The organism is Streptomyces sp. Q6, assembly GCF_036967205.1.
GTDB classification, from domain to species: domain Bacteria; phylum Actinomycetota; class Actinomycetes; order Streptomycetales; family Streptomycetaceae; genus Streptomyces; species Streptomyces citrinus.
In genome coordinates, this window is record NZ_CP146022.1 from 3,433,617 (window position 1) to 3,455,169 (window position 21,553).

General features: G+C 72.6%; 11 protein-coding genes and 2 pseudogenes. 3 read left to right on the forward strand and 10 right to left on the reverse strand.

The annotated features are described in order from the left end of the window. Positions 1-117: 117 nt before the first annotated feature. Complete coding sequence (locus V2W30_RS15885) at positions 118-834, reverse strand: hypothetical protein (protein WP_338697175.1); 717 nt, start codon at positions 832-834, stop codon at positions 118-120. Between the two features lie 287 nt (positions 835-1,121). Between V2W30_RS15885 and V2W30_RS15890 the strand changes: the two genes are divergently transcribed. Continuing rightward, the gene (locus V2W30_RS15890) at positions 1,122-2,138 is read left to right on the forward strand and encodes a hypothetical protein (RefSeq protein WP_338697177.1); all 1,017 of its coding nucleotides are present in this window, start codon (positions 1,122-1,124) and stop codon (positions 2,136-2,138) included. An 88-nt stretch (positions 2,139-2,226) separates the two neighbouring features. On the opposite strand, the gene V2W30_RS15895 is transcribed toward V2W30_RS15890, so the two are convergent. From V2W30_RS15895 to V2W30_RS15930, 8 genes and pseudogenes are all read right to left on the reverse strand, one after another. After that, the gene (locus V2W30_RS15895; protein ID WP_338697179.1) at positions 2,227-4,035 is read right to left on the reverse strand and encodes a GMC family oxidoreductase; all 1,809 of its coding nucleotides are present in this window, start codon (positions 4,033-4,035) and stop codon (positions 2,227-2,229) included. Positions 4,036-4,097: 62 nt separating this feature from the next. Then, on the reverse strand, positions 4,098-5,723 hold the full coding sequence (locus tag V2W30_RS15900) for a succinic semialdehyde dehydrogenase (RefSeq protein WP_338697180.1): 1,626 nt from the start codon (positions 5,721-5,723) through the stop codon (positions 4,098-4,100). Between the two features lie 145 nt (positions 5,724-5,868). Next, positions 5,869-7,479, reverse strand: coding sequence for a serine/threonine-protein kinase (locus V2W30_RS15905; RefSeq protein WP_338697181.1), 1,611 nt, complete (start codon positions 7,477-7,479; stop codon positions 5,869-5,871). Position 7,480: 1 nt separating this feature from the next. After that, positions 7,481-9,103 carry a serine/threonine-protein kinase gene (locus V2W30_RS15910; protein ID WP_338697183.1) on the reverse strand — a complete coding sequence of 541 codons (1,623 nt, stop codon included), beginning with the start codon at positions 9,101-9,103 and terminating at the stop codon, positions 7,481-7,483. 99 nt (positions 9,104-9,202) lie between these two features. Beyond that, positions 9,203-10,804: a serine/threonine-protein kinase gene (locus V2W30_RS15915; protein ID WP_338697185.1), complete on the reverse strand. Its 1,602-nt coding sequence runs from the start codon at positions 10,802-10,804 to the stop codon at positions 9,203-9,205. 48 nt (positions 10,805-10,852) lie between these two features. After that, positions 10,853-12,469: a serine/threonine-protein kinase gene (locus V2W30_RS15920; RefSeq protein WP_338697187.1), complete on the reverse strand. Its 1,617-nt coding sequence runs from the start codon at positions 12,467-12,469 to the stop codon at positions 10,853-10,855. A 134-nt stretch (positions 12,470-12,603) separates the two neighbouring features. Continuing rightward, positions 12,604-14,953, reverse strand: a pseudogene (locus tag V2W30_RS15925) (protein kinase). A gap of 111 nt (positions 14,954-15,064) precedes the next feature. Further along, positions 15,065-17,067 (reverse strand): annotated as a pseudogene (locus V2W30_RS15930) (serine/threonine-protein kinase). Positions 17,068-17,203: 136 nt separating this feature from the next. Between V2W30_RS15930 and V2W30_RS15935 the strand changes: the two are divergent. Further along, positions 17,204-18,208, forward strand: coding sequence for a serine hydrolase domain-containing protein (locus V2W30_RS15935; RefSeq protein WP_338697188.1), 1,005 nt, complete (start codon positions 17,204-17,206; stop codon positions 18,206-18,208). A gap of 61 nt (positions 18,209-18,269) precedes the next feature. Here V2W30_RS15935 and V2W30_RS15940 read toward each other — a convergent pair whose 3' ends face one another. Continuing rightward, the gene (locus V2W30_RS15940) at positions 18,270-19,976 is read right to left on the reverse strand and encodes a glycerol-3-phosphate dehydrogenase/oxidase (RefSeq protein ID WP_338697190.1); all 1,707 of its coding nucleotides are present in this window, start codon (positions 19,974-19,976) and stop codon (positions 18,270-18,272) included. Positions 19,977-20,260: 284 nt separating this feature from the next. Here V2W30_RS15940 and V2W30_RS15945 point away from each other — a divergent pair, with 284 nt between their 5' ends. Then, on the forward strand, positions 20,261-21,514 hold the full coding sequence (locus V2W30_RS15945) for a nucleotide sugar dehydrogenase (protein WP_338697192.1): 1,254 nt from the start codon (positions 20,261-20,263) through the stop codon (positions 21,512-21,514). The last annotated feature ends 39 nt before the right edge of the window (positions 21,515-21,553 follow it).

The window sequence follows — 21,553 nt, forward strand, 5'->3', positions numbered from 1 at the left end:
GCGCTATCCCCCCGGCGCCGTATCCCCCCACGGCACCGACGCCGCCCTGACGTCGGAGCCGACAGCGAAGGGCCCCGCGGATCGTTCCCGCGGGGCCCTTCGTGTCGATCCTGGGCCTTACGCCTGCTTCTCCAGCTTGGCGACCTGCGCCTCGACGACCTCGGCCGGAACCTCGGCCTTCTCGCCGTTCATCGCGTTCAGCGCCTGGAAGACGAGGACGGTCGAACCGCTGCGCACGATCGTGTAGCCGAGCTGCATCTTCTCCTTGTCGACGACACCCGCCAGCGTGAACGCCACGGACTCGTCACCCAGGTCGGACGCCTTGCCGGGCGTGACGTCGCTGTACTTGTAGTCGGTGTGCTCGTACGCGTCGCACGACTCGCTCTGCTCGCGCAGGTCGGCGACCAGCTTCTTGGCGTCGCCCTCCTCGTTGCCGAAGAGTCCGACACGGACGATCGTGGCCTCCGTCCGCGTCACGGAGATCACCGAGCGGGCCACGCGGGCCTTCGCGTCGGGCTCGGTGCCGAGGAAGAACAGGTCGGCGATCGCCTGGCAGGACGCCGGGTCCGCCGGGACGGAGACGTCCGGGATCTCGTCCTCGGCCGCCTTCGTGATCCGGTACCCCTTGACGTCGCCCTTGGCGAGGGCCGCCTTCGTCAACTGCGCCTCGGTGAGCGCCGGCAGACCGGGCTTCGCCTTCGCGGCCGGCTTCTGCGCCGCCTTGTCGGAGCTCTTGCCGGCGTCGTCCCCGGACTCCGCACCGCACGCGGCCGTACCGGCCAGCGCCGCCGCCACACAGACACCGGCCAGCACGCGCCCCAGACCTGACTTCACGTTCGTCTTCACCTCATGTGTTCAAGGGCGCGTCCGCGAATCCGGTCGCACCGAGGCGCAATCAAAGCCGGTGACCTGGAGGCTTTGCCACTGCTTTGGGCCTGCTTTGCGTAACGATCAGAGATCGCCGAAATGGTTGCCCTCGCACAGCTATGGCTCAGCTCACATAAAGATTCTGTGAAACGCGGGGCAACCCTTTCCGGCCACGGCGGGTCACACGTACCGAATCGACGGTCACGCCCGCACCGCCCGACACGGCGGCGGTGCCCCAGACTCCCGAGGTCTTGATGAAGCTTCGCCGCGCACTGGTGACGGCTGCCGCCACGGCCGCCATAGCCCCGATCGCGCTCCTCTCCGCGCCGTCCGCTTTCGCCGACGAGACGCCGGCCGCCGGTGGCACGGAGACCCGGACGACGGCCCCCGAGGTGACGCCGCCCGCGAGCACCACCCCCGCGGGCACCACCGAGACGACGCCCCCGGCGACCGCGGGTGAGACCACCCCCGCGACCGGTGGGACGACCACCCCGGCCGAGGTCGCCCCGACGACCAAGCCCGCCGCGACGTCGCCGAGCGCCACCGACACCACCATCGCCTCGCCCACCGAGGACGAGTGCACCGACTACGAGGACAGCCCCGGCACGCTCGCCGAACTGCGCGGCCTGCCCTCGAAGATCGTCGCCGGCTCCGGCTGGCACGGCTTCACCTTCCGCGTCTCCAACTACACCGGCGAGGACTTCGAGTCGGTCTCCGCGCAGCTGTACGCGTTCGCGTACGCCTACGACAAGAACACCACGGAGATCAGCAAGTACCTGCACGTCCAGTGGTTCGAGGACGGGGCCGGCTGGCACGACCTGGACACCGACATCGAGTCCTCGGACGACGTGTCGTTCCCCGCCTCCGGTGCTCTCGCGGCCGGTGCCCACGCCGACATCAAGCTCCGCATCCAGGTCGACGCCAAGGCCCCGAACGGGCTCGGCGGCTCGGTGGCGTTCGCCACCAGTGTGAACGCGGAGGGCGTCTGCGGCTTCAGCGTTCCCGAGGACCAGGAGTACCGCTTCGAGATCCTGGCCGCGGGCACCAAGCCGGGCAAGGTTCCGCCGGCCACCAGCGAGCCGTCGCCGTCGCCGTCGGCGAGCAACACCCCGGCGCCGCAGTCCAGCAGCACCCCGCTGGCGGGCTCGCTCGCCTCGACCGGTTCCAACTCGATGCTGCCGACCGTCGGCCTCGTCGGCGGGGTCGCCGTCGTCGCCGGTGCCGGTGTCGTGTACTCGGTGCGCCGCCGCAAGGTGAGCAGCGAGGCGTGAGTTCGCGTACCTAGGGATACGGGAAGGACCCGCACTCGGAGGGGGGTGCGGGTCCTTCGCGCGTCTCCGGCGTCTTTGGACGACTGCCCTACGTGGTCTGCTCCTCGGGGGTCTTCGGCGGCACCGCCGGCATCCCCAGGAACGGCAGCTTCAGCGCGCCGAACGCGTCCTTCGGGACCGCCGGGTGCTTCGGCTCGACGGGCGCGAGCCGCCGGTAGGCCGTGCCGCTCGCCGGACGCGGGTCCTCCTCGCCCTTGTTGGGCCAGTACGCCATCGCGCGCTCGGCCTGCGCCGTGATGGTCAGCGACGGGTTGACGCCGAGGTTCGCGGAGACCGCGGCGCCGTCCACCACCGAGATGCCGGGGTGGCCGTAGACCCGGTGGTACGGGTCGATGACGCCCGTGTCCGCGCTGTCGCCGATGGGGCAGCCGCCGAGGAAGTGGGCGGTGAGCGGGGTGCCCATCAGCTCGCCGACGTTCGACCCGGCGAAGCCGTTGATCTCGGCGGCGATCGCGGACGCGCCCCGGGACGCCGCCTCGATCTGCTTGGGGTTGGGGGCGCCGTGGCCCTGCTCGGCCGTGAGCAGTCCCTTGCCGACGCCGTCCGGCTTCAGGTACGTCGTCAGCGAGTTGTCGAGGGACTGCATGACGAGACCGATGATCGTCTTCTCCGACCAGCGGCGGTTGGAGAGCGAGCGGACCGCCAGGCTCGGGTGCCTGGCCACGTTCGCCAGCCAGCCCGCGACCCTCGACGAGCCCTCGGCGTACGGGACCTGGAGGATGGACATGCCGCCCATCGCGTTGGAGCCCTTGCCGTAGCGGACCGGCTCGATGTGCGTGTTCTCGTCCGGGTGGATGGACGAGGTGATCGCCACGCCGCGCGTGAAGTCGGCCTTCGCCGCGCCGTGCTTCTTGCGGTAGCGCCGGTCGGTGGTCTGCGCGCCGACGAGCGCCTCGGAGTTGGTCCGGGTCAGCTCGCCCAACCTCTTCGACAGGTACGGGAGTTGGCCGCCGGCCTTCATCCTGTGCAGCAGGGTCTGCGTGCCGTAGGTGCCGGCCGCGATGACGACCTTGCGGGCCGTGAAGGTGCGGCCCGCGCCCTTCTTCCTGTTGTCGGTGGGCAGCGTCGCGACCGCGTAGCCGCCCTGCGAGTCGTCCGTCACCGAGACGACGGTGGTCAGCGGGTGGACGACGGCGCCCGCCTTCTCGGCGAGGTACAGGTAGTTCTCGTTGAGCGTGTTCTTGGCGCCGTGGCGGCAGCCCGTCATGCACTCGCCGCACTCGGTGCAGGCCTTGCGGGCGGGCCCCGCGCCGCCGAAGTACGGGTCCGCGACCTGCTCGCCCGGCTCGGCCCGCGTACCGCCGTCGGCGTCGTCGCCGTCACCGAAGAACACGCCGACCGGCGCCATGTGGAAGGTGTCGCCGACGCCCATGGACCGGGCCGCCGCCTTCAGGTGCACGTCGGCCGGGGTCATCGTCTTGTTGAGCCGCACCCCGAGCATCCGCCGGGCCTGGTCGTAGAACGGCTTGAGCTCGTCCTGCCAGTCGGTGATGTCCTTCCACTGCGGGTCCTCGAAGAACGGCTTCGGGGGCACGTAGAGGGTGTTGGCGTAGTTCAGCGAGCCGCCGCCGACACCGGCGCCCGCCAGCACCATCACGTTGCCGAGCAGGTGGATGCGCTGGATGCCGTACATGCCGAGCCGGGGCGCCCAGAGGTAGTTCTTGAGGTCCCAGGAGTTCTTCGGGAGGGTGCCCGGCGCGAACCGGCGCCCCGCCTCCAGGACACCGACCCGGTAGCCCTTCTCGGTCAGCCGCAGCGCGGACACGGCTCCGCCGAAGCCGGAACCGACGACCAGGACGTCGTAGTCGTACGCGGAGGCGTCGTCGCCCATCGCCATTGATGGTTCTCCTTGTGTGCGTGTGCGGCTCGTGGGTGGCGGGTCACGCCCGGAGGCGGCGGCTACTTCAGGCGGAGCCGCTTCATCGCGCTCAGGCTGCGGGTCATGAACGCCGCGTACTTCTCGTCGTCCATCCCGAACGAGGGCGCCATCGGCATCACCCGCTGGTGCGCGACGGTCTGCGCCTCGGTGTACTTGAGGATGCCCTCGGAGCCGTGCCGGCGGCCGAGGCCCGAGTCCTTCATGCCGCCCATGGGCGACTGGACGCTGCCGTACGCGGGCGCGTAGCCCTCGTTGATGTTGACGGTGCCGGTGCGCAGCCGGGCGGCGACCGCGTGGCCGCGCTTGGCGTCCTTCGTCCAGACCGACGAGTTGAGGCCGTACGGGGTCGCGTTGGCGACGCCGATGACCTCGTCCTCGTCCGTGAAGCGGTAGACGGACACGACCGGACCGAAGGTCTCCTCGCCGCACACCGCCATCGGCGCCTCGACGCCGTCCAGGATGGTGGGCTCGAAGAAGTACGGGCCGATGTCGGGGCGCGCGACCCCGCCCGCGACGAGCGTGGCGCCCTTGGCGACGGCCTCCTCGACGTGCCGGGTGACGGTCTCCAGCTGCCGCTCGCCGACGAGCGAGCCCATGTCGGCGCCGTACGCGAGGGACCTGCCGAGCCGCATGCCGCGGGTCCGGGCGGCGAACCGCTCCAGGAACACGTCGGCGATCGACTCGTGGACGTACAACCGCTCGATGGAGATGCACAGTTGGCCCGCGGACGAGAAGCAGGCCCGCACCGCGCCCGCGGCGGCCTTCTCCACGTCGGCGTCCTCCAGGACCAGCATGGCGTTCTTGCCGCCGAGTTCCAGCGACACTCCGACCAGGCGCGCGGCGGCGCCCTGCGCGACTTCGCGTCCCGTGCGGGTGGAGCCGGTGAAGGAGACGTAGTCGGCGTGCTTGACCAACTCCGGTCCCACGACCGGGCCTTCGCCGAGGACGACCTGGAAGACCTCGGCGGGGAGCCCGGCCTCGATGAGCAGGTCGCGGGCCCACAGGGCGGTCAGGCAGGTCTCGGTGTCGGGCTTCATCACGACCGCGTTGCCCGCGACGAAGGCGGGGAGCGCGTCGCCGACCGACAGTTCCAGGGGGTAGTTCCACGGCGCGATCTGGCCGACGACACCGCGCGGCTGGCGCAGCTCGGTCACCTTGGTGAGCGTCGGGACGGCGCCGGTGTGCCGCCTGGGCTTCAGGTAGGAGGGGGCCTTGCGGCCGTAGTGCCGGGCCGCGACGGCGACGGCCTGCACCTCTTCGTGCGCGTGCAGCCGGGCCTTGCCGGTCTCCAGCTGGATCAGGTCGAGGACCTCGGCCTGGCGGGCGAGCACCAGGTCGTGGAAGCGCAGCAGGACGGCGGCGCGCTGCCGGACCGGCGTCTTCGCCCAGACCTCCTGGGCGGCGCGGGCCCGCTCGAACGCGGTCGCCACGTCCTCCGGCGTCGACTCGGGCAGGTCGGCCAGCTTCTCGCCGGTGAACGGCGTGTGGTTCGCGGTCCGCCCCGAGCCGACGACGTCCCGGGTGAGCTGCGCGACCAGCTCCGGCGTGACCACGTCGGAGGCGGTGCGCGCGCCCTCGGGGGCGGCGGCGATCGGGTTCGTACCGGTCTTCTGCTGCGTCTCAGCCTGGGCCTGCGAGTCCGTCATGGAGGGGAGCGTATGCCGAAGCCGGCGCTTTCGGTACCCATCGGTAATCGGCCTTCACCGAGTACACACACCGCGCCAGTGATCGCTGGCAGCAAAGCCGCTGATCAGGGGCTTTGCTGCCAGTCATTCGCGCGTGAACCCGCCCTCAACTCTTTTCGAGCACGAGGCGGTCACGGGCTCCCTTGAAGGCGTCGGTGCCCTGCTTCTCGTACGGCCCACCCTTCGGCATGACCACGCCCAGGTCGTAGCGGCCCTTCTCGTCGACGACGTACAGGCGCATCTCGCGCATCACGCCGCTCTGGGTCGCGTCCGTGTACGTGATGTCGAGCTGGGCCGCGTCCATGCCGTGGAAGCTGGTCCTGGTGACGGTCCTGCGGATGTCGCTGTAGTCGTGGTCCGCGTAGGAGTCGGCCACGCTCGTCGCCCAGGCGAACGCCGTCGAGCCGCCCTGCTGGGGAGCCCAGCGCTTCAGGCTCAGCGTCACGTCGCTGCGCGGGTCGGTGTACTGGACGCCGTCCCTGGACGGGTCGTGGTAGGCGTCGACGAGGCTCTTGGGCACCGCGACGACGGCTTTGAGGTCGGTCTCCTCGTGGACGGTCCAGCCCTCGTCGCCCGCGCTCGGCGAGGCGGAGTTCCGGGCCGCGCCCGGGGCGGGGGCCGAGGCGGAGGCGTGGAGGCCGGCCCGCGCCTCCCGCCCCTGCGGCTGCCCTTCGTCGTCGGCAAGCGACGTGCCGAACCAGATTCCGCCGCCGACCAGCACGGCACCGGCCAGCGCGAGGGCGACCCGCCCGCGCCCGCGCTTCCCGGCGGGTACGGGTACGGGCACGACGGTGGTCCCGGGAGCAGGCTCGGGATCAGGATCAGGATCAGGATCGGGCTCGGGCTCGGGCTCGGGCTCGGGTTCCCGCGCGGGCTCGGGCAGGGCGCGCCCGTCGACCGCCGCCGCGAGCCCCGCCTCCACCTCCGCCGCCGACGGCCGCGCCGCCGGGTCCTTGGCGAGCAGCCGTCCGATCAACGGGCCGAGCGCCCCGGCCCGTTCGGGCGCCGGCGGGTCGAAGGAGAGGATCGCCGCGAGCGTCGACTCCAGCGTCGTACGGCGGAACGGGGACCAGCCGTCCACGGCCGCGTACAGCAGAACTCCCAGCGACCACAGGTCACTTGCCGGTCCCGCACCCTCGCCCGACATCCGCTCCGGCGCGATGCACTCCAGCGAGCCGACGAACTCGCCGCTCACCGTCAGCGACTCCTCGCCCTGGATGTGCGCGATGCCGAAGTCGGTGAGGACGACACGGCCGTGCGGGCCGAGCAGCACGTTCGCCGGTTTCACATCGCGGTGCACGATGCCCTTGGCGTGCGCGGCGCGCAGCGCGCCGAGGACGGCGAGGCCGATCCCGGCGGCCTCCCGCGGGGCGAGCGGGCCGCGTTTGAGCGCCTCGTGCAGCGATTCGCCGCGCACCAACTCCATGACGATCCACGGCAGTTGGTCCTCGACGACGACGTCGTGGATCGCGACGGCCGAGTGGTGCTCGACGCTGGCGGCGGCCCGTGCCTCGCGCTGGAGCCGGGCGTAGGCGCGCTGCTGCGCCTCGCCGTGCGGGTCTCCGGGCAGCCGCGGCTGCTTGACGGCGACGTCGCGGCCGACGCGTTCGTCGACGGCGTGCCAGACCGTGCCCATGCCTCCGGAGCCGATCCGCTCGACGAGCCGGTAGCGGCCGCCGATCAGCCGGCCCTGTTCCTGTGTCCCCGTGTATGCCATCTCAGAGTGTCGTGATGTCCAGGTTGGCGATGACCGTTCTGGCGACCTCGCGGCCGCGCTCGGTCAGGTCGCCCGCGCCGGGGTAGCCGATCGTGACCCGGTACATGTCACCCTTCGTGGTCTTGTAGTAGAAGACCTTGAGCTCGCGCGGCCTGGGGTCGTTGATGTCGTCCGTCTTGTACGTGACGGTGTTCTCGGCGGCGGGCTTGTCCCGGTACGTGGCCTTGCTCTCCGGAGTCGTCTTCGCGCCCTCCGGCATGTCGAGGCCGGAGTCGCCGTCCGACGTGAACTCGTCGTCGTCGGCGTACATCTGGGAGGCCGCCGAGTCCTTGATCTCGTTGAGCGTGTCGTCCTTCTTGCGCCGCAGTTCCACGGCGACGGTGATGGCACCGCTCCAGTCGGTGTACTTCACCCAGTCCTTGTACGTGTCCGTGTCCTCGGGCCTGCCCACCTGGTAGGACGCGGGCACGGCCACCGTCACGCCGAGCGGTTCGTGGGCCCGCTCCCGCCACCCGTCCGGCAGCGGCCCGGCGAACGGGTCCGCGACGACCAGGTACGCGGCGACCGCCAGGGCGACCACGCCCGCGCCGATCCCGATGAGCGCCTTGCGGCCGAGCCGCAGACCGCCCTGCGCGGACCCGGTCCGCACGACCTGGGTGGGCTGCGGGGCGGGCGGTTCGGCGGCGCGCTGGAGCAGGGCGCGCACCCGTGCCGCGTCCGGGCGGCGGGCCGGGTCCTTCTGGAGCAGCCCGTTGATGGCCTCGGCGAGCGGGCCCTGCGCGGCGGCGGGCGCGGCCGGCGTCGCGTTCAGGACGGACTGGAGCGTGGCCGGGGTGTTGGTGCGGCGGAACGGCGAGACGCCCTCGGTCGCCGCGTACAGCACGACACCGAGCGACCAGAGGTCGGAGGCGGGGCCCGGCCGCTGGCCCAGCACCCGCTCGGGCGCGATGAATTCGGGCGAGCCGACGAAGCCGCCGGTGTCGGTCAGGTTGGTCTCGCCCTCGATCTGGGCGATGCCGAAGTCGGTGAGGATGACACGGTCGTACCGGCCCAGCATGACGTTGTCGGGCTTCACGTCGCGGTGCAGGATGCCGGCGGCGTGCGCGGCTTCGAGGGCGCCGAGCACCTCGAGGCCGATCCGGGCCGCGTCGCGCGCGCCGAGCGTGCCTTCCTGGAGCGCGTCGCCGAGCGAACGTCCCTGCACGAACTCCATGACGATCCACGGCTGTCCGTCCTCGACGGCCACGTCGTGGACGTTCACCACCGCCGGGTGGTCGAGCCGGGCGGCGGCGCGCGCCTCGCGCCGCATCCGCTCGAACACATTGGCCCGCTCCGGGGCGGGCAGGTGGTCGGGGATGCGCGGCTCCTTGACCGCGACCTCCCGGTCCACCGTCTCGTCCTTGGCCCGCCACACGGTGCCCATGCCGCCGTGCCCGAGCTTGCTCAGCAGCCGGTAGCGCCCGGCGACGAGCCGGCCCGCGCCCGGCTCGGACTGCGCCACGACCTGCGTGGGCCGGGCGTACGGGTTCCCCTGCTGCGGCGTGTGCGCCGGCTGCCGCGGCGGTTGCAGGCCGAAGCTCGTGGGATCGTTCGGGCCATGGACGGCTCCCCCGTTGTCACTCATGTCCCCATCAGTACCGTGCGGGGCGGCCCGGATACCACTCCGGTCACGCACTTGTGACCGCGCTGATGCGCACGCTCACCCCCTTCCCGTATGCGGGAGTCATTCCCGCGGGGAAGCCGCGAAGGTGTCGAGCGCCGTGTCGAAGTACGCGCGCGCCTCACCGGTGCGTCCGACGGGCGCCGACACCCATACGTCGTACATCCGGCCGCCCTCCTCCCAGCACAGGTCGACGGTGTGCCGGGCGCCCTCGGCCTCGCTGAACCCGTTCCACGTGAACTCCCACAGCGCGGCCCGCCGTCCGTTGTGCGAGGTGTCGGTGACCTTTCCCGCGCGGTAACCGGGGTTGGTCGTCGGGCCTTCGGCGGCGGCTCGCCGCTGCACCGCGCCGGGCCCGCCGCGCCGCGTGTCCGACACCCTGACGCCGATACGGAAGGTCTCGCCGGACGACATGTAGAAGATCCGCGGCCCGTCGAGCGAGCGGGTGAACCCCTTCGGCACGGCGAGCCGGAACCCCTCGGCGTCCTCGGCCATCCGGTAGCCGGCGGGGATCGAGACCCGCGGCGTCTCGGTACGGGTCTCCTGCCGGGTGACGGTCACGGTGGGCGTGGGCGACGACGCGGACGGCGTACGGGAGGACGGCGTCGGCGGCGCCGAACTCGCGGGCGGCTGCGGCGTGTTGTCGTCGCGGCCCGCGAGCAGGGCGACCGCCGACACCCCGGCCCCCGCGACCGCCGCGGCCAGCGCCGCCGAGATCAGGAGCACCCGGGGCGACGGCTTGCGGACGGGCGGCGCGGGCATGTCGCGCCGCGTCGGCGTGTAGGGGACGTGCGGCATGAACGGGCCGTGCGGGACGGCGGGCTGCGGGGTGGCGCCGGTCGCGATGTACGCGCGCAGCAGCCGCTCGGCCTCGTCGAGCCCCATCCGCAGCGCGGGGTCCCGCTCCAGGAGCCCCCGGATGACGGGGAGCAGCGGCACTGCCTCCTCCGGCGGGTGGATCTCCTCGTAGACGACGGCGTGCAGGATCCCGCCCAACGAGTCGCGGCGGAACGGGGATTCACCGGTCAGCGCGGCACACAGCAGGCCGCCGAGCGACCATAGGTCGGCGCCCGCACCGGCCCGCCCGCCCGACATCCGCTCGGGCGCCGTGTACTCGGGCGAGCCGACGAAGCCGCCGGTCTCGGTGAGCGTGGTGGCGCCCGCGACCTGCGCGATCCCGAAGTCGGTGAGGACGACCCGGCCGGTGTCGGCCTCCATCAGGACGTTCGCCGGCTTGAGATCGCGGTGCAGCACCCCGGCGGCGTGCGCGACGCGCAGCGCGCCGAGCAGCGCGAGACCGACCCGCGCGGCCGTCAGCGGGTCGACGGGCCCGTCCCGGGCGATCACGTCGGCGAGGGACCCGCCGCGCACCAACTCCATGACGATGTACGGGTGTTCCTCGTGCACCACGACGTCGTGCACCACGATGACGTTCGGATGCCGCAGCTGCGCCACGGCCCGCGCCTCACGGAGCATCCGCTCCCGCTGCCGGCGCGCCTCCTCCTCGGAGAGCGTCTCGTCGACGGCGAGTTCCTTGACGGCGACCTGCCGTCCGAGCAACGTGTCGGCGGCCCGCCAGACGACACCCATGCCGCCCCGACCGATCCTGGCCTCCAGCCGGTAACGCCCGGCGATCACACGGACGTTGCCCCCCTCGGTCCCCATGCGCCCCATCATGCCGCACGCTCCCGGACCAGGACGGTCACCTTCCGGTCAGCCCGTGGGCGGCCGCCAGCCTCGTTTGATGGCGTCGAACTGCTGGCGCGCGGTGGCCCATTGGTCCTCGGGCACCGACAGGTAGATCGCGTACTCGGTGCCGCTCTCGTCGCGGTACGTCTGCTCGATGGCGTGCCGGGGCCCGCTGGTCGTGTCCTTGTTCCCGGCCGTCCAGGTGAACTCCCACTGCGAGCCCGGCCGGTCCCTGAAGGTGTTGGGCTGCAACTGCACCCGCTGGTAGTCGGGCAGCTTGGCGACCGCCTTCTCCAGGTCGAGCTGGTGCTGGTACGAGTCCTGCCAGTCGGTCTGCTTGTCGATGGCGATGCGCACGAACCGCTCGCCGCCGTCGGGCGTGTAGTCGATCTGCGAACCGTTCTGCTCCCGGGTCCAGCCGGGCGGCAGCATCAGGCTGAACCCCTCGACGTCGCGGACCCGCACCCAGTCGTCGGGGATGGCCCCGGCGACCGGCGCGGTGGACTTCCCCCTGCTCCCGGTGCCGCCGCTCCCCTTGTCCCCGTTCTTCTCCCCGCCCTTCTGGCCGGTGTCCTCCCGCGCGGAGACGTTCCCGCCGTCCCGGTGGTCGAGGTAGTACATCGCGCCGAACGCGCCACCGCCGCCGACGAGCAGCGCGGCGAGCACCGCCCCCGCCCCCCGGAGCCACATCCGCGGCCGGGGCGCCGCGGGCGCGGTCTGCGGCACCGTGTGCGGGGACGGCGGCTGTACCGCGGGAGCGGGTGCCACGGCCGTGGGGGTCGACACATGGACCTGCGTCGGCACATAGGCCTGCGCCGCGCTGGGCCGCCGTCCCTCCGCCGCCTCCGCGAGCATCACCTCGGCCTCGTCGGCGGTGGGCCGGGCGGCGGGGTCCTTGCGCAGCAGCGCGCTCATGACGGGCCCGAGGGCACCCGCGTACTCCGGGACCTCGGGTTCCTCCTCGACGACGGCCTGCATGGTGCTGATCGGTGACGTGCGCCGGAACGGCGAGATGCCCTCGACGGCCGTGTACAGGGTCGCGCCCAGCGCCCACAGGTCGGAGGCGGGCCCCGGCTCGGACCCGCTCACCCGCTCCGGCGCCAGATAGTCCACGGAGCCGACGATCTCGCCGGTCCGCGTGATGGTGGAGTCGCCCTCGACCTGCGCGATCCCGAAGTCGGTCAGTTTGACGCGGCCGTCGAGCGAGAGCAGGACGTTCCCCGGCTTCACATCGCGGTGCAGCACCCCGGCGGCGTGGGCCGCGCGCAGGGCCCGGAGCGTCCACAGGCCGATGCGGGCGGCCTCGGCGGGCACGATCCGGCCGTGCTCCTTGACGGCGTCGGCCAGCGAGGGTCCCTCGACCAGTTCCATGACGATCCACGGCCGGTCGTCGTGTTCGAGCACGTCGTGCACGGTGACCACGGCGGGGTGGTTGATGCGCGCGGCGGCCCGCGCCTCCGTCTGCGTACGGGCGAGCAGCACCGCACGGTCGGCCTCCGCCACCCACTGGGCGGCGGTCAGCTCCTTGACGGCGACGGCGCGGTGGAGCACTTCGTCCTGCGCCCGCCAGACGCGGCCCATGCCGCCGCGCCCGATCGATTCGCCGAGCCGGTAGCGGCCCGCGAGCAGCTGGCCCTGCATCTGATTCACGTTACCCCGCAATGGTCTTGACAGGGTCACACTAGGGAGCGGGGGCCACTCGGGGAACACGCGGGGTCCTACGAAGACAGCACTGTGACGGTTGTCGCGCCCCGCCGGACACGGACCGTGACGCCTCAACCCCCGTACTGGTACGTGTCGGAGGCCTGCTCGAACAGCCGCGACACCTCGTCCCGCTCCGCCTCCGGGCCCCGCACCTGCACCACGTGGTACTTGCCGCCGACGACCATGGCGAGATTGCGTACGAACACCTCGCGCCCGTCGCCGCCCTGCCAGGTGAACTGGCCCTCGGCCATGGTCCGTCCGCCGACGTCGATGCTCTTCATGCCGCTCGACGTGGCCCAGGTCGAGTCGCGGAAGGGCTGCAACTCCCGCTCGTGCTCACGCTGGTACGTCATCGGGTCGCTGCCGTAGGAGGCGGTGGAGTCCCGCCCCGGCACGACGAGGAGCTCGAAGTCGCCCTGGGTGTACAGGACCTGCCCCCGGCCGTTCTTCCCCTGCCGGTCCCAGCCCTTCGCCACGGCGACCTCGAACCCCTCGGGGTCCTTGCGCAGGGTGAACCCGGCGGCGACGTCCGACTGGGGCTGGGTGGTGGACGGCTTGGAACTGCTCTTGCCGTCGGGTGACCTGGACGCCGACGTCGAGGGCGCGGTGGAGGACTTGGTGGCCGACGGTTGCGGATCACCGCCGACCGAGTTGGCGTTCTCCCTGGCCTCGCCCCCGGTGCCCGTCCCCGCACCGCTGCTGCCGGCCTTCGGCATGAAGACCATCGCGTACGCCACTGCTCCGGCGAGCCCGAGCAGTACCAGGACGACCAGCCACCGTCCGAGCGCCCGGGGCTTACGGCCCTGAGTCTCCCGGCGCACCGGCCGCTCGCGTACGGGCCTTTCCCGTACGGGCCGCTCGCGCCGCTGCGGCTCGCGCCGCTCACGGACCGGCGGTTCACCGCGACCGCGCTTGTGCCGGGCCTGCCGGGTGGACGCGGGAACGCGCCCCGCCGCCTGCGGACGAGTTCTCCCCGGCGCCGCACGATGGGCAGCCGGGCGGCGTCGAAGGCGGGCGCGGGCACCACGTTCGCCCCGGCCTCGGGCTCGGGCGCGGAGCGCACCAACGACCTCAGCCAGCCCCGCAGTTCCTCGAAGTCGAGGCGCTCGGTGGGGTCCTGCCGCAGCAGCGACTCGACGACGGGCCGCAGCGCCCCGCACTCCTCGGCGAACGCGGGCGGCTCGGCGCACACCATCTGCACGAGATCCGGCGTGGACTCCTCCGGGTACGGGGCATGCCCCTGCACGGCGCGGAAGAGCAGCGCGCCGAGGGCCCACAGGTCGGTGGCGGGCCCGATGGGGGCGGCCAACTGCCAGCTGTCCTGCACGGGATACGCCTGCTCGGGGGCCCACCGCTCGGTCACGGGCCCCACGACGGTCATCCGCACCTGTCGGGCCCGCTCGGCCATCCGCCCGTCGGTCGGCCCGAAGCCGTGTCCGGCGGAGCCGTTCCCGGCGTTCTCGCGGTTCGCGGGGTTCGCGGGGCCGAGGTCCGCGCCGCCCTCGACCCCGTCAGCGCCCCCACGACCGTCACCGGGTATCAGCTCGTGCCACCGGGCGGGCTGCACGGGAACCTTCCCCCGGCCCCGGTCCCCTCCCGCACCCCGTACGGATCATCGATCCGCCCGGCCGCGGCGGCCCGTGCCCCCGCGCGGTACGCGGCGATCGCCCCGGCCCGCGCGGCCCGGTAGTCCCCGGGCTCGGGAGCCGCGGCGGGCGCGGGCACGGCGGCGGGCGCGGGAGCGGGCGCGGGCGCGGGAGCGGGCTCAGGCTTGGGTCCGGGTCCGGGTCCACGTCCAGGTCCGGGCTCGTCGCTCCCCGAGGATTCCGCCGCGGGCCGCGGGTCGTACCCGCACAGCGCCTCCTCGGCGGCCCCGGCGGCCAGCCCGGTCAGCACGACCCGTCCGTCGTCGCAGACCAGCACGGTCCGCGCGGTGATGTTCCGGTGCACCCAGCCGTGCGCGTGCAGCGCCCGCAGCGCCGTCACCACGTCAGAAGCGACTTCCGCGGCGCGGTAGGGGCTCAACGGTCCTTCGGAGAGCAGCGCGGCCAGCGGCCTCGCGGCCACGACCTCGCTCACGATCCAGAGCGACCCGCCCTCGGCGAACACGTCGAAGACCTGGTCGAGGCGCGGGTGGTCGGGTATCTGCGCGGCGGCCTGCGCGGCCTCGATGGCCCGCGCGACAGCGGGCTCGGCGGACGCCCGCACGGCGGACGCTCCGGGCCGGAACCCCTCGGGCAGTCCGTCCGCGTCGAGCACCTCGGCCTCGACGACCTCGGGCAGCGGAACCTGCCTGACCAGGACCTCCTGCCCGCTGTACGTGTCGAACGCCCGGGTCTCCGCGGCGAACTCGTACGCGTCGGCCGGCAGCAGGGGAAGGCGGTATCGATCGGCGAGCACCCGCCCCGCATACTCGTCCACAACGCCCCCCACCCGGTCCGGCAGTCAAATCCGTTCGCAATGTGCCCCGTTGTGCGAACCGTTGCGCACGGTTCGCAAGCACTCACGATACGTGCCGAACACCGCTCAGGTTCAGGACTTGGGTGTGAACGTCTTCGTGAACGTCTTCCAGGTCGACTTGCGCAGCGCGCCGCCCCAGTCCCCGTCCTTCGCGGTGTACATCAACCCGTACCCCAGCGAGCCGTTCACCACGAACCCCCGGTCTATGGAGCGCCACTTGGTGCCCCCGTCGACGTAGGTGAACTCCCAGTCGGCCGTGTTCCAGCCGCGGTAGTCCACCCCGGCTATCCGTATCCGGTCGTACTGCGAGCGGCGCATGTACTGCTCCTGGCTGCGCCAGTCGGCCACCGGGTCGGACTTCGGAGTGGTGGTCCAACCGACCAGCAGCTTCTGCCCGTTCGGCCCGGTGAAGCGGGCGCCGGCCGCGCTGGTGGACCCGTACTTCCAGCCCTTGGGCAGCCCGATGCTGAATCCCTGGGCGTGCTTGTACGTGCTCACGGCGGTGGATCCCGACCCGGGGTCGGATCCCTTGCCGTCGCTGCCGGGCGAGGCGCCCTGGCCGGGGGCGGACGACTGTCCGGCGCCGCCGGACGCGCTCCGCTCCGGGCCGGGGGTCGCGTCGCCCTCGCCCTTGTCGTCCTTCCCCTTGCTCTTGTCCTCGCCCTTCCCGGACGACGTGGACTTGTCGGACCCCGAGCCGGATCCCTGGGAGCCGCTGTCGTCGCCGCCGTTGAGGGCGACGGTCAGGATGGTGCCGAGCAGGGCCAGGACGACGACGATCGCGGCGATCACCAGCGTGCGGCGCGGCACGACGTCCGTGATCGAGGCGCGGCCGGCGCGCGGAGTGCGCGGCGGCGTCCCCGGCTGCGCGGGGATGCGGGCGGACGTGGCCGCGGGTCCGGCGGGCGTGGTGGCCCCGGTCTCGGCGGGCTTCTCCCGGTTCGCGGTGGCGGCGGCGGCCGCCTTGCGGACGGACTTCAGGGCGCCGCGCAGCTTCTCCGCGGCCTCCTCGCCCTTGGCGGCGACACTCGCGGCACCGGCGGCCGCGGCCGAACTCCCTTGCCGGGGCGCTTCTTGAGCAGCGACGTGGCGGGCTCCGGCACGGGCGGCAGCGGCACGACCTTCGTCGCGTCGGCCGGCTCCGGCGCGGGCGCGGGCTTGGGCTCCGGCGCGTGGATGACGTCGTTGAGCAGCGCCCGTGCCCCGGCGTCGTCGAGCCGCTGCTCGGGGTCCTTGGCGAGCAGCCCGTAGATCACGGGCTCCAGCGGCCCCGCGTTCTTCGGCGGATCGACCGGTTCGGTCATCACGGCGGTCAGCGTCGCGATCGCCGACCCCTTGTCGTACGGGGGCACGCCCTCCACGGACGCGTAGAGCAGACCGCCGAGCGACCACAGGTCGGCGGCGGGTCCCGGCTTGTGGCCGCGGGCCCGCTCGGGCGAGATGTACGAGGGCGCGCCGACGAGCATCCCCGTGGAGGTGATGGACGGGTCGCCCTCGACCTGCGCGATGCCGAAGTCGGTCAGCACGACGCGGCCGTCCTCGGAGATCAGCACGTTCGACGGCTTCACGTCACGGTGCAGGATGCCCTCGCGGTGCGCGGAGCGCAGCACGTCGAGGACGGCGAGCCCGACCTCGGCGGCGCGCCGGGGTTCGAGGAGCCCGTCCTCACGGATGGCCTCGGCGAGGGACTTGCCCTCGACGAGCTCCATGACGATCCACGGCCGGTCGTCCTCGTCCACCACGTCGAACACGGTCACGGCGCCGTTGTTGCGGATCCGTGCGATCGCCTTGGCCTCGCGCAGCGTCCGCGTGATCAGCCGCCGCTTCTCCTCGTCGTCGATGCTCGACGGGAAGCGCAGTTCCTTGACGGCGACCGTACGGCCGAGCGTCTCGTCCTTGGCGCGCCACACGGTGCCCATGCCGCCGCGGCCGAGTACCTCGCCGAGCCGGTAGCGCCCGGCGAGCAGCCTGCCCTTGGTGTCCTGAACGGGAGCCTCCTGAACGTCCTGAACGGAAGAGTCCTGACGAGCGCTCTTGTCCTGGCGGGCCTCGCCCGCCCGCTCCGCCTCCGACATGCGTCCCCTCTGCAACCCGCCCTGACAGAGCCTTCATTGTCCCTCACGCGGCGACCGCCCGACGCCCAGGGTCGCCCCTCGGACACCACGCCCGGATACGTCCCGCATGATGGACGGCACCTGTGGAGGGACCGTCATGCCCGCACTCCGGACACTCCTGGCCATACCTCTGGCCGCGGTCCTTCTGTGCGTGAATCCGGGCAGCGCACCCCGAGTCGAACCATCCGCGGACGTCACTCTTCCGCTGCTCGTCACCGAGGGCAAGGCCCCGGCGGCCGCGCTCCTGGTCACCGAGGGCACGAGCGCCCGTTTCACCACCACGGACCCCGCCCTCACCCGCGCCGATCACGTCCGTGCGGGCAGCGTCACGAAGACGTTCGTCGCGACGGTGGTTCTTCAACTGGCAGGGGAGAAACGCCTGAACCTCGCGGCGGAGGTGACCACCTACCTCCCCGCTCTCACCCCCCTCCACGACCTCACGGTCCGCTCGCTGCTCACCCACACCAGCGGCCTCTACGACTTCACGTCGACGACCGAAGGAGAGATCCCTCTCACTCCCCGGGCGGTGGCGGCCCTGGCCCTCAGCCACCCCCGCACCACTGCCCCGGGCACCTGGCGGTACTCGAACACCGATTACGTCCTCCTTGGCATGATCGTCCGTCAGGTCACGGGCCACTCCTACGCCTCCGAGGTCCGCCGCCGCGTCATCGCCCCGCTGCGCCTCACCGGCACCACGTTCCCCGGCACCCGCACGACAGTCCCCGTCCCGCACGGTTCCGACGCCGTCCGCCTGGACCCGCGCACGGCGGGCGCGGCCGGCGAGCTGATCTCCACCCTGCCCGATCTGAACCGCTTCTACCGGGCCCTGCTCACGGGCCGCCTGCTCCCGCCCGAAGCGCTGCGGGCCATGCTCAACACCCGTACCGCACACGGCCACTACGGCATGGGCCTGATCCCGGAGAAACTCTCCTGCGGCCTCACGGTCTGGGGCCACAACGGCCGCATCGGGCGCACCTACGTCCGCACGGCGACCACCACGGACGGCTCGCGCACCCTCACCTACCGCGCGACCGCCGCCTTCCTGACGAACGGCCCCCGGGTCGAACACCGACTGCTGGAGGCGGAGTTCTGCCGCCCCTGAAGACCGCGCGCGGCGCCTGCCGTCAGGAGCGCGGGGAACCGCTCGACAGCCCGTCCGGCGCCTACAGCGGCACGATGTCGGGCGCTCCCAGCCGGGCCGCGTCGGCCGTGAGGTCGTCCGGCTGCAACTGGGACTCCCGCTCGGCCTCCACCCGCTTCTCGTAGTGCTCGACCTCCCGCTCCACCTGGTCCTTGTCCCAGCCGAGGACGGGCGCCATCAACTCGGCGGCCTCCCGCGCGGACCGCGTCCCCCGGTCGAACGTCTCGATCGAGATCCGGGTCCGCCGGGTCAGTACGTCGTCGAGGTGGCGGGCCCCCTCGTGCGAGGCGGCGTACACGACCTCGGCCCGCAGATAGTCGTCGGCGCCGCCCAGCGGAGCGCCGAGCCCGGGATCGACCGCGATCAGGTCGAGCAGTTCCTCGGCCAACGCCCCGTACCGGTTGAGCAGATGCTCGACGCGCACCACGTGCAGCCCGGTCCGCGCCGCGATCCGCGCCCGCGTGTTCCACAGCGCCCGGTACCCCTCGGCCCCGGCCAGCGGCACGTCCTCGGTCACGCACTCGGCGACCCGCTGGTCGAGGGCGTGCACCGCCTCGTCGACCGCGTCCTTCGCCATGACCCGGTAGGTCGTGTACTTGCCGCCGGCGACCACGACGAGCCCCGGCACGGGGTGCGCCACGGTGTGCTCGCGCGACAGCTTGCTGGTGGCGTCGGACTCCCCGGCGAGCAGCGGCCGCAGCCCGGCGTAGACGCCCTGCACGTCGTCCCGCGACAGGGGCACGCCGAGTACGGAGTTCACATGTTCGAGGAGGTAGTCGATGTCGGCGCTGGAGGCGGCCGGGTGCGCCTTGTCGAGGTCCCAGTCGGTGTCGGTGGTCCCCACGATCCAGTGGCGGCCCCAGGGGATCACGAACAGCACGCTCTTCTCGGTCCGCAGGATCAGCCCCGTGGTGGAGTTGATGCGGTCCTTGGGCACGACCAGGTGGATCCCCTTGGACGCCCGGACGTGGAACTGCCCGCGCTCCCCGACCATGGCCTGCGTGTCGTCGGTCCACACCCCGGTCGCGTTCACGACCTGCTTGGCCCTGACCTCGTACTCCCCGCCGCCCTCGACGTCCCGCACCCGCGCCCCGACGACCCGCTCGCCCTCCCGCAGGAACCCGGTGACCCGCGCCCGGTTGGCGACCTGGGCCCCGTACATGGCGGCGGTGCGCACGAGCGTCGCCACGTACCGCGCGTCGTCCATCTGCGCGTCGTAGTACTGGAGGGCGCCCACCAGCGCGTCCCGCTTCAGGCAGGGGGCGACGCGCAGCGCGTGCTTGCGGGACAGGTGCCGGTGTCCGGGCAGCCCGCGCCCGTGCCCGCGGGCCATGGACATCGCGTCGTACAGGGCGACGCCCGACCCGGCGTACAGCCGCTCCCAGCCCTTGTGCTGCAACGGGTACAGGAACGGCACGGGCTTCACGAGATGCGGTGCGAGCCGCTCGAGGAGCAGCCCCCGCTCCTTCAGCGCCTCCCGTACGAGCGCGAAGTCCAGCATCTCCAGGTACCTGAGCCCGCCGTGGATCAGCTTGCTGGAGCGGCTCGACGTGCCGGAGGCCCAGTCACGCGCCTCGACGAGCCCGGTGGCGAGGCCGCGCGTGGCCGCGTCGAGCGCGGTGCCCGCACCGACCACCCCGGCGCCCACGACGAGAATGTCCAGCTCGCGCTCCGCCATGGCCGCAAGGGCCTGGGCGCGCTGCTCGGGTCCCAGTGTCGCTGCCTTCACTGCTGCCTCCCGCTGTCGTCGGCACCGGCCTCACCCGTCAGGTGTACCCGGGCTCACAGAGCGCAAGCTGCACGCCTCATGTCCCGATTCTGACCGCCCTGCCCCGTTCCAGCCACAGGCAGGGGCAGGACAACACTCCACAACTCACACCAAACCAATCCGGCATATCGGTCATATTTACTCCTAGTCTGACAGGACGCTCGCTCGTTCTGTCCACCGGGCTTGCGTACTCGTCCCGCTCCGGTTAGCGCCGGAACCGCCTCCCGGGAAGGACGGCAACCGCCATGCCCGCAGACCTCGCCGTCGTCGGCCTCGGCCCCCTCGGCCTGCCCCTCGCCCAGGCCGCCGTGGCCGCCAGGATCGCGACCGTCGGCCACGACCCGGCCCGCTCCCAGGACCTCGCGGCGGGCCGGCTCCCCGGCGACGCCGACGGCGCGGTGCTCACCGCGGCCGACGTCCGGCGCATGCTGGCCACCGGCTTCCGCCCCACCGCGAACCCCGCCGAACTCGCCCGCGTCCGCACCGCCGTGATCTGCGCCCCCACGCCCCCGGGCCCGGACGGCACCCCGAGCCTGACCCCGGTGGTCGACGCGACCCGCACCCTCGCGGCCCATCTCCGCCCGCACACCACGGTGATCATCGAGTCCCCGGTCCCGCCCGGCACCACGGAGACGCTCCTGCTGCCCCTGCTCGAAGAGGGGTCGGGCCTGCGCGCGGGACGCGACTTCCACCTGGCGCACTCCCCCGGCCGCGTCGACCCCGGCAACCGCGCGCACCCCTACTCCGCCACCCCCAAGGTCATCGGCGGCTACACCTCGGCCTGCACCGAGTCGGCGGCCACCTTCTACAGCCGACTGACCGACAAGGTCGTACGCGCCCGCGGCCTGCGCGAGGCCGAGACGGTCCACCTCCTGGAGACCAACTACCGGCACGTCAACATCGCCCTGGTCAACGAGATGGCCGTCCTCTGTCACGACCTCGGTGTCGACCTGTGGGACGTCATCCGCTGCGCCGAGACCAAGCCGTTCGGCTTCCAGGCGTTCCGCCCCGGCCCCGGAGTCGGCGGCCACGCCCTCCCCCAGGACCTCTCCAGCCCCCACCTCCCCACCCGCCCCCTGCGCATGGTCGAGCTGGCCCGCCAGGTCAACAACCACATGCCCGGGTACGTGGTCCAGCGCGCGGCCACGCTCCTCAACGAGCACGGCAAGTCGGCCCGAGGCGCCCGCGTCCTCCTCCTCGGCATCACCTACAAGCCGGACCTCGCCGACCGGCAGGCCGCCCCCGCCGAGGAGATCGCGACCCGCCTCATGCAGCTGGGCGCGGCCGTCAGCTACCACGACCCGCACATCCCGTCCTGGAACGTCCTGGAACGCCCGGTCCCCCGCGCCGACTCCCTCTACGAGGCCGCGGCCGACGCCGATCTGACGATCCTGCTCCAGCACCACCGCACGTACGACCTCCAGGGCCTGGCCGTAAAGGCTCAACTCCTCCTGGACACCAGGGGTGCCACTCCGGTAGGAGCGGCCCACCGTCTCTGACTGCTACTGTGCGGCCCCTCTGCGCACATCTGTGCCACC

Bases quoted from the DNA above. Each gene is read 5' to 3' on its own strand.
- V2W30_RS15890 (WP_338697177.1), top strand. From the start codon at position 1,122: ATGAAGCTTCGCCGCGCACTGGTGACGGCTGCCGCCACGGCCGCCATA.
- V2W30_RS15895 (WP_338697179.1), bottom strand. From the start codon at position 4,035: ATGGCGATGGGCGACGACGCCTCCGCGTACGACTACGACGTCCTGGTC.
- V2W30_RS15900 (WP_338697180.1), bottom strand. From the start codon at position 5,723: ATGACGGACTCGCAGGCCCAGGCTGAGACGCAGCAGAAGACCGGTACG.
- V2W30_RS15905 (WP_338697181.1), bottom strand. From the start codon at position 7,479: ATGGCATACACGGGGACACAGGAACAGGGCCGGCTGATCGGCGGCCGC.
- V2W30_RS15910 (WP_338697183.1), bottom strand. From the start codon at position 9,103: ATGAGTGACAACGGGGGAGCCGTCCATGGCCCGAACGATCCCACGAGC.
- V2W30_RS15915 (WP_338697185.1), bottom strand. From the start codon at position 10,804: ATGGGGACCGAGGGGGGCAACGTCCGTGTGATCGCCGGGCGTTACCGG.
- V2W30_RS15920 (WP_338697187.1), bottom strand. From the start codon at position 12,469: ATGCAGGGCCAGCTGCTCGCGGGCCGCTACCGGCTCGGCGAATCGATC.
- V2W30_RS15935 (WP_338697188.1), top strand. From the start codon at position 17,204: ATGCCCGCACTCCGGACACTCCTGGCCATACCTCTGGCCGCGGTCCTT.
- V2W30_RS15945 (WP_338697192.1), top strand. From the start codon at position 20,261: ATGCCCGCAGACCTCGCCGTCGTCGGCCTCGGCCCCCTCGGCCTGCCC.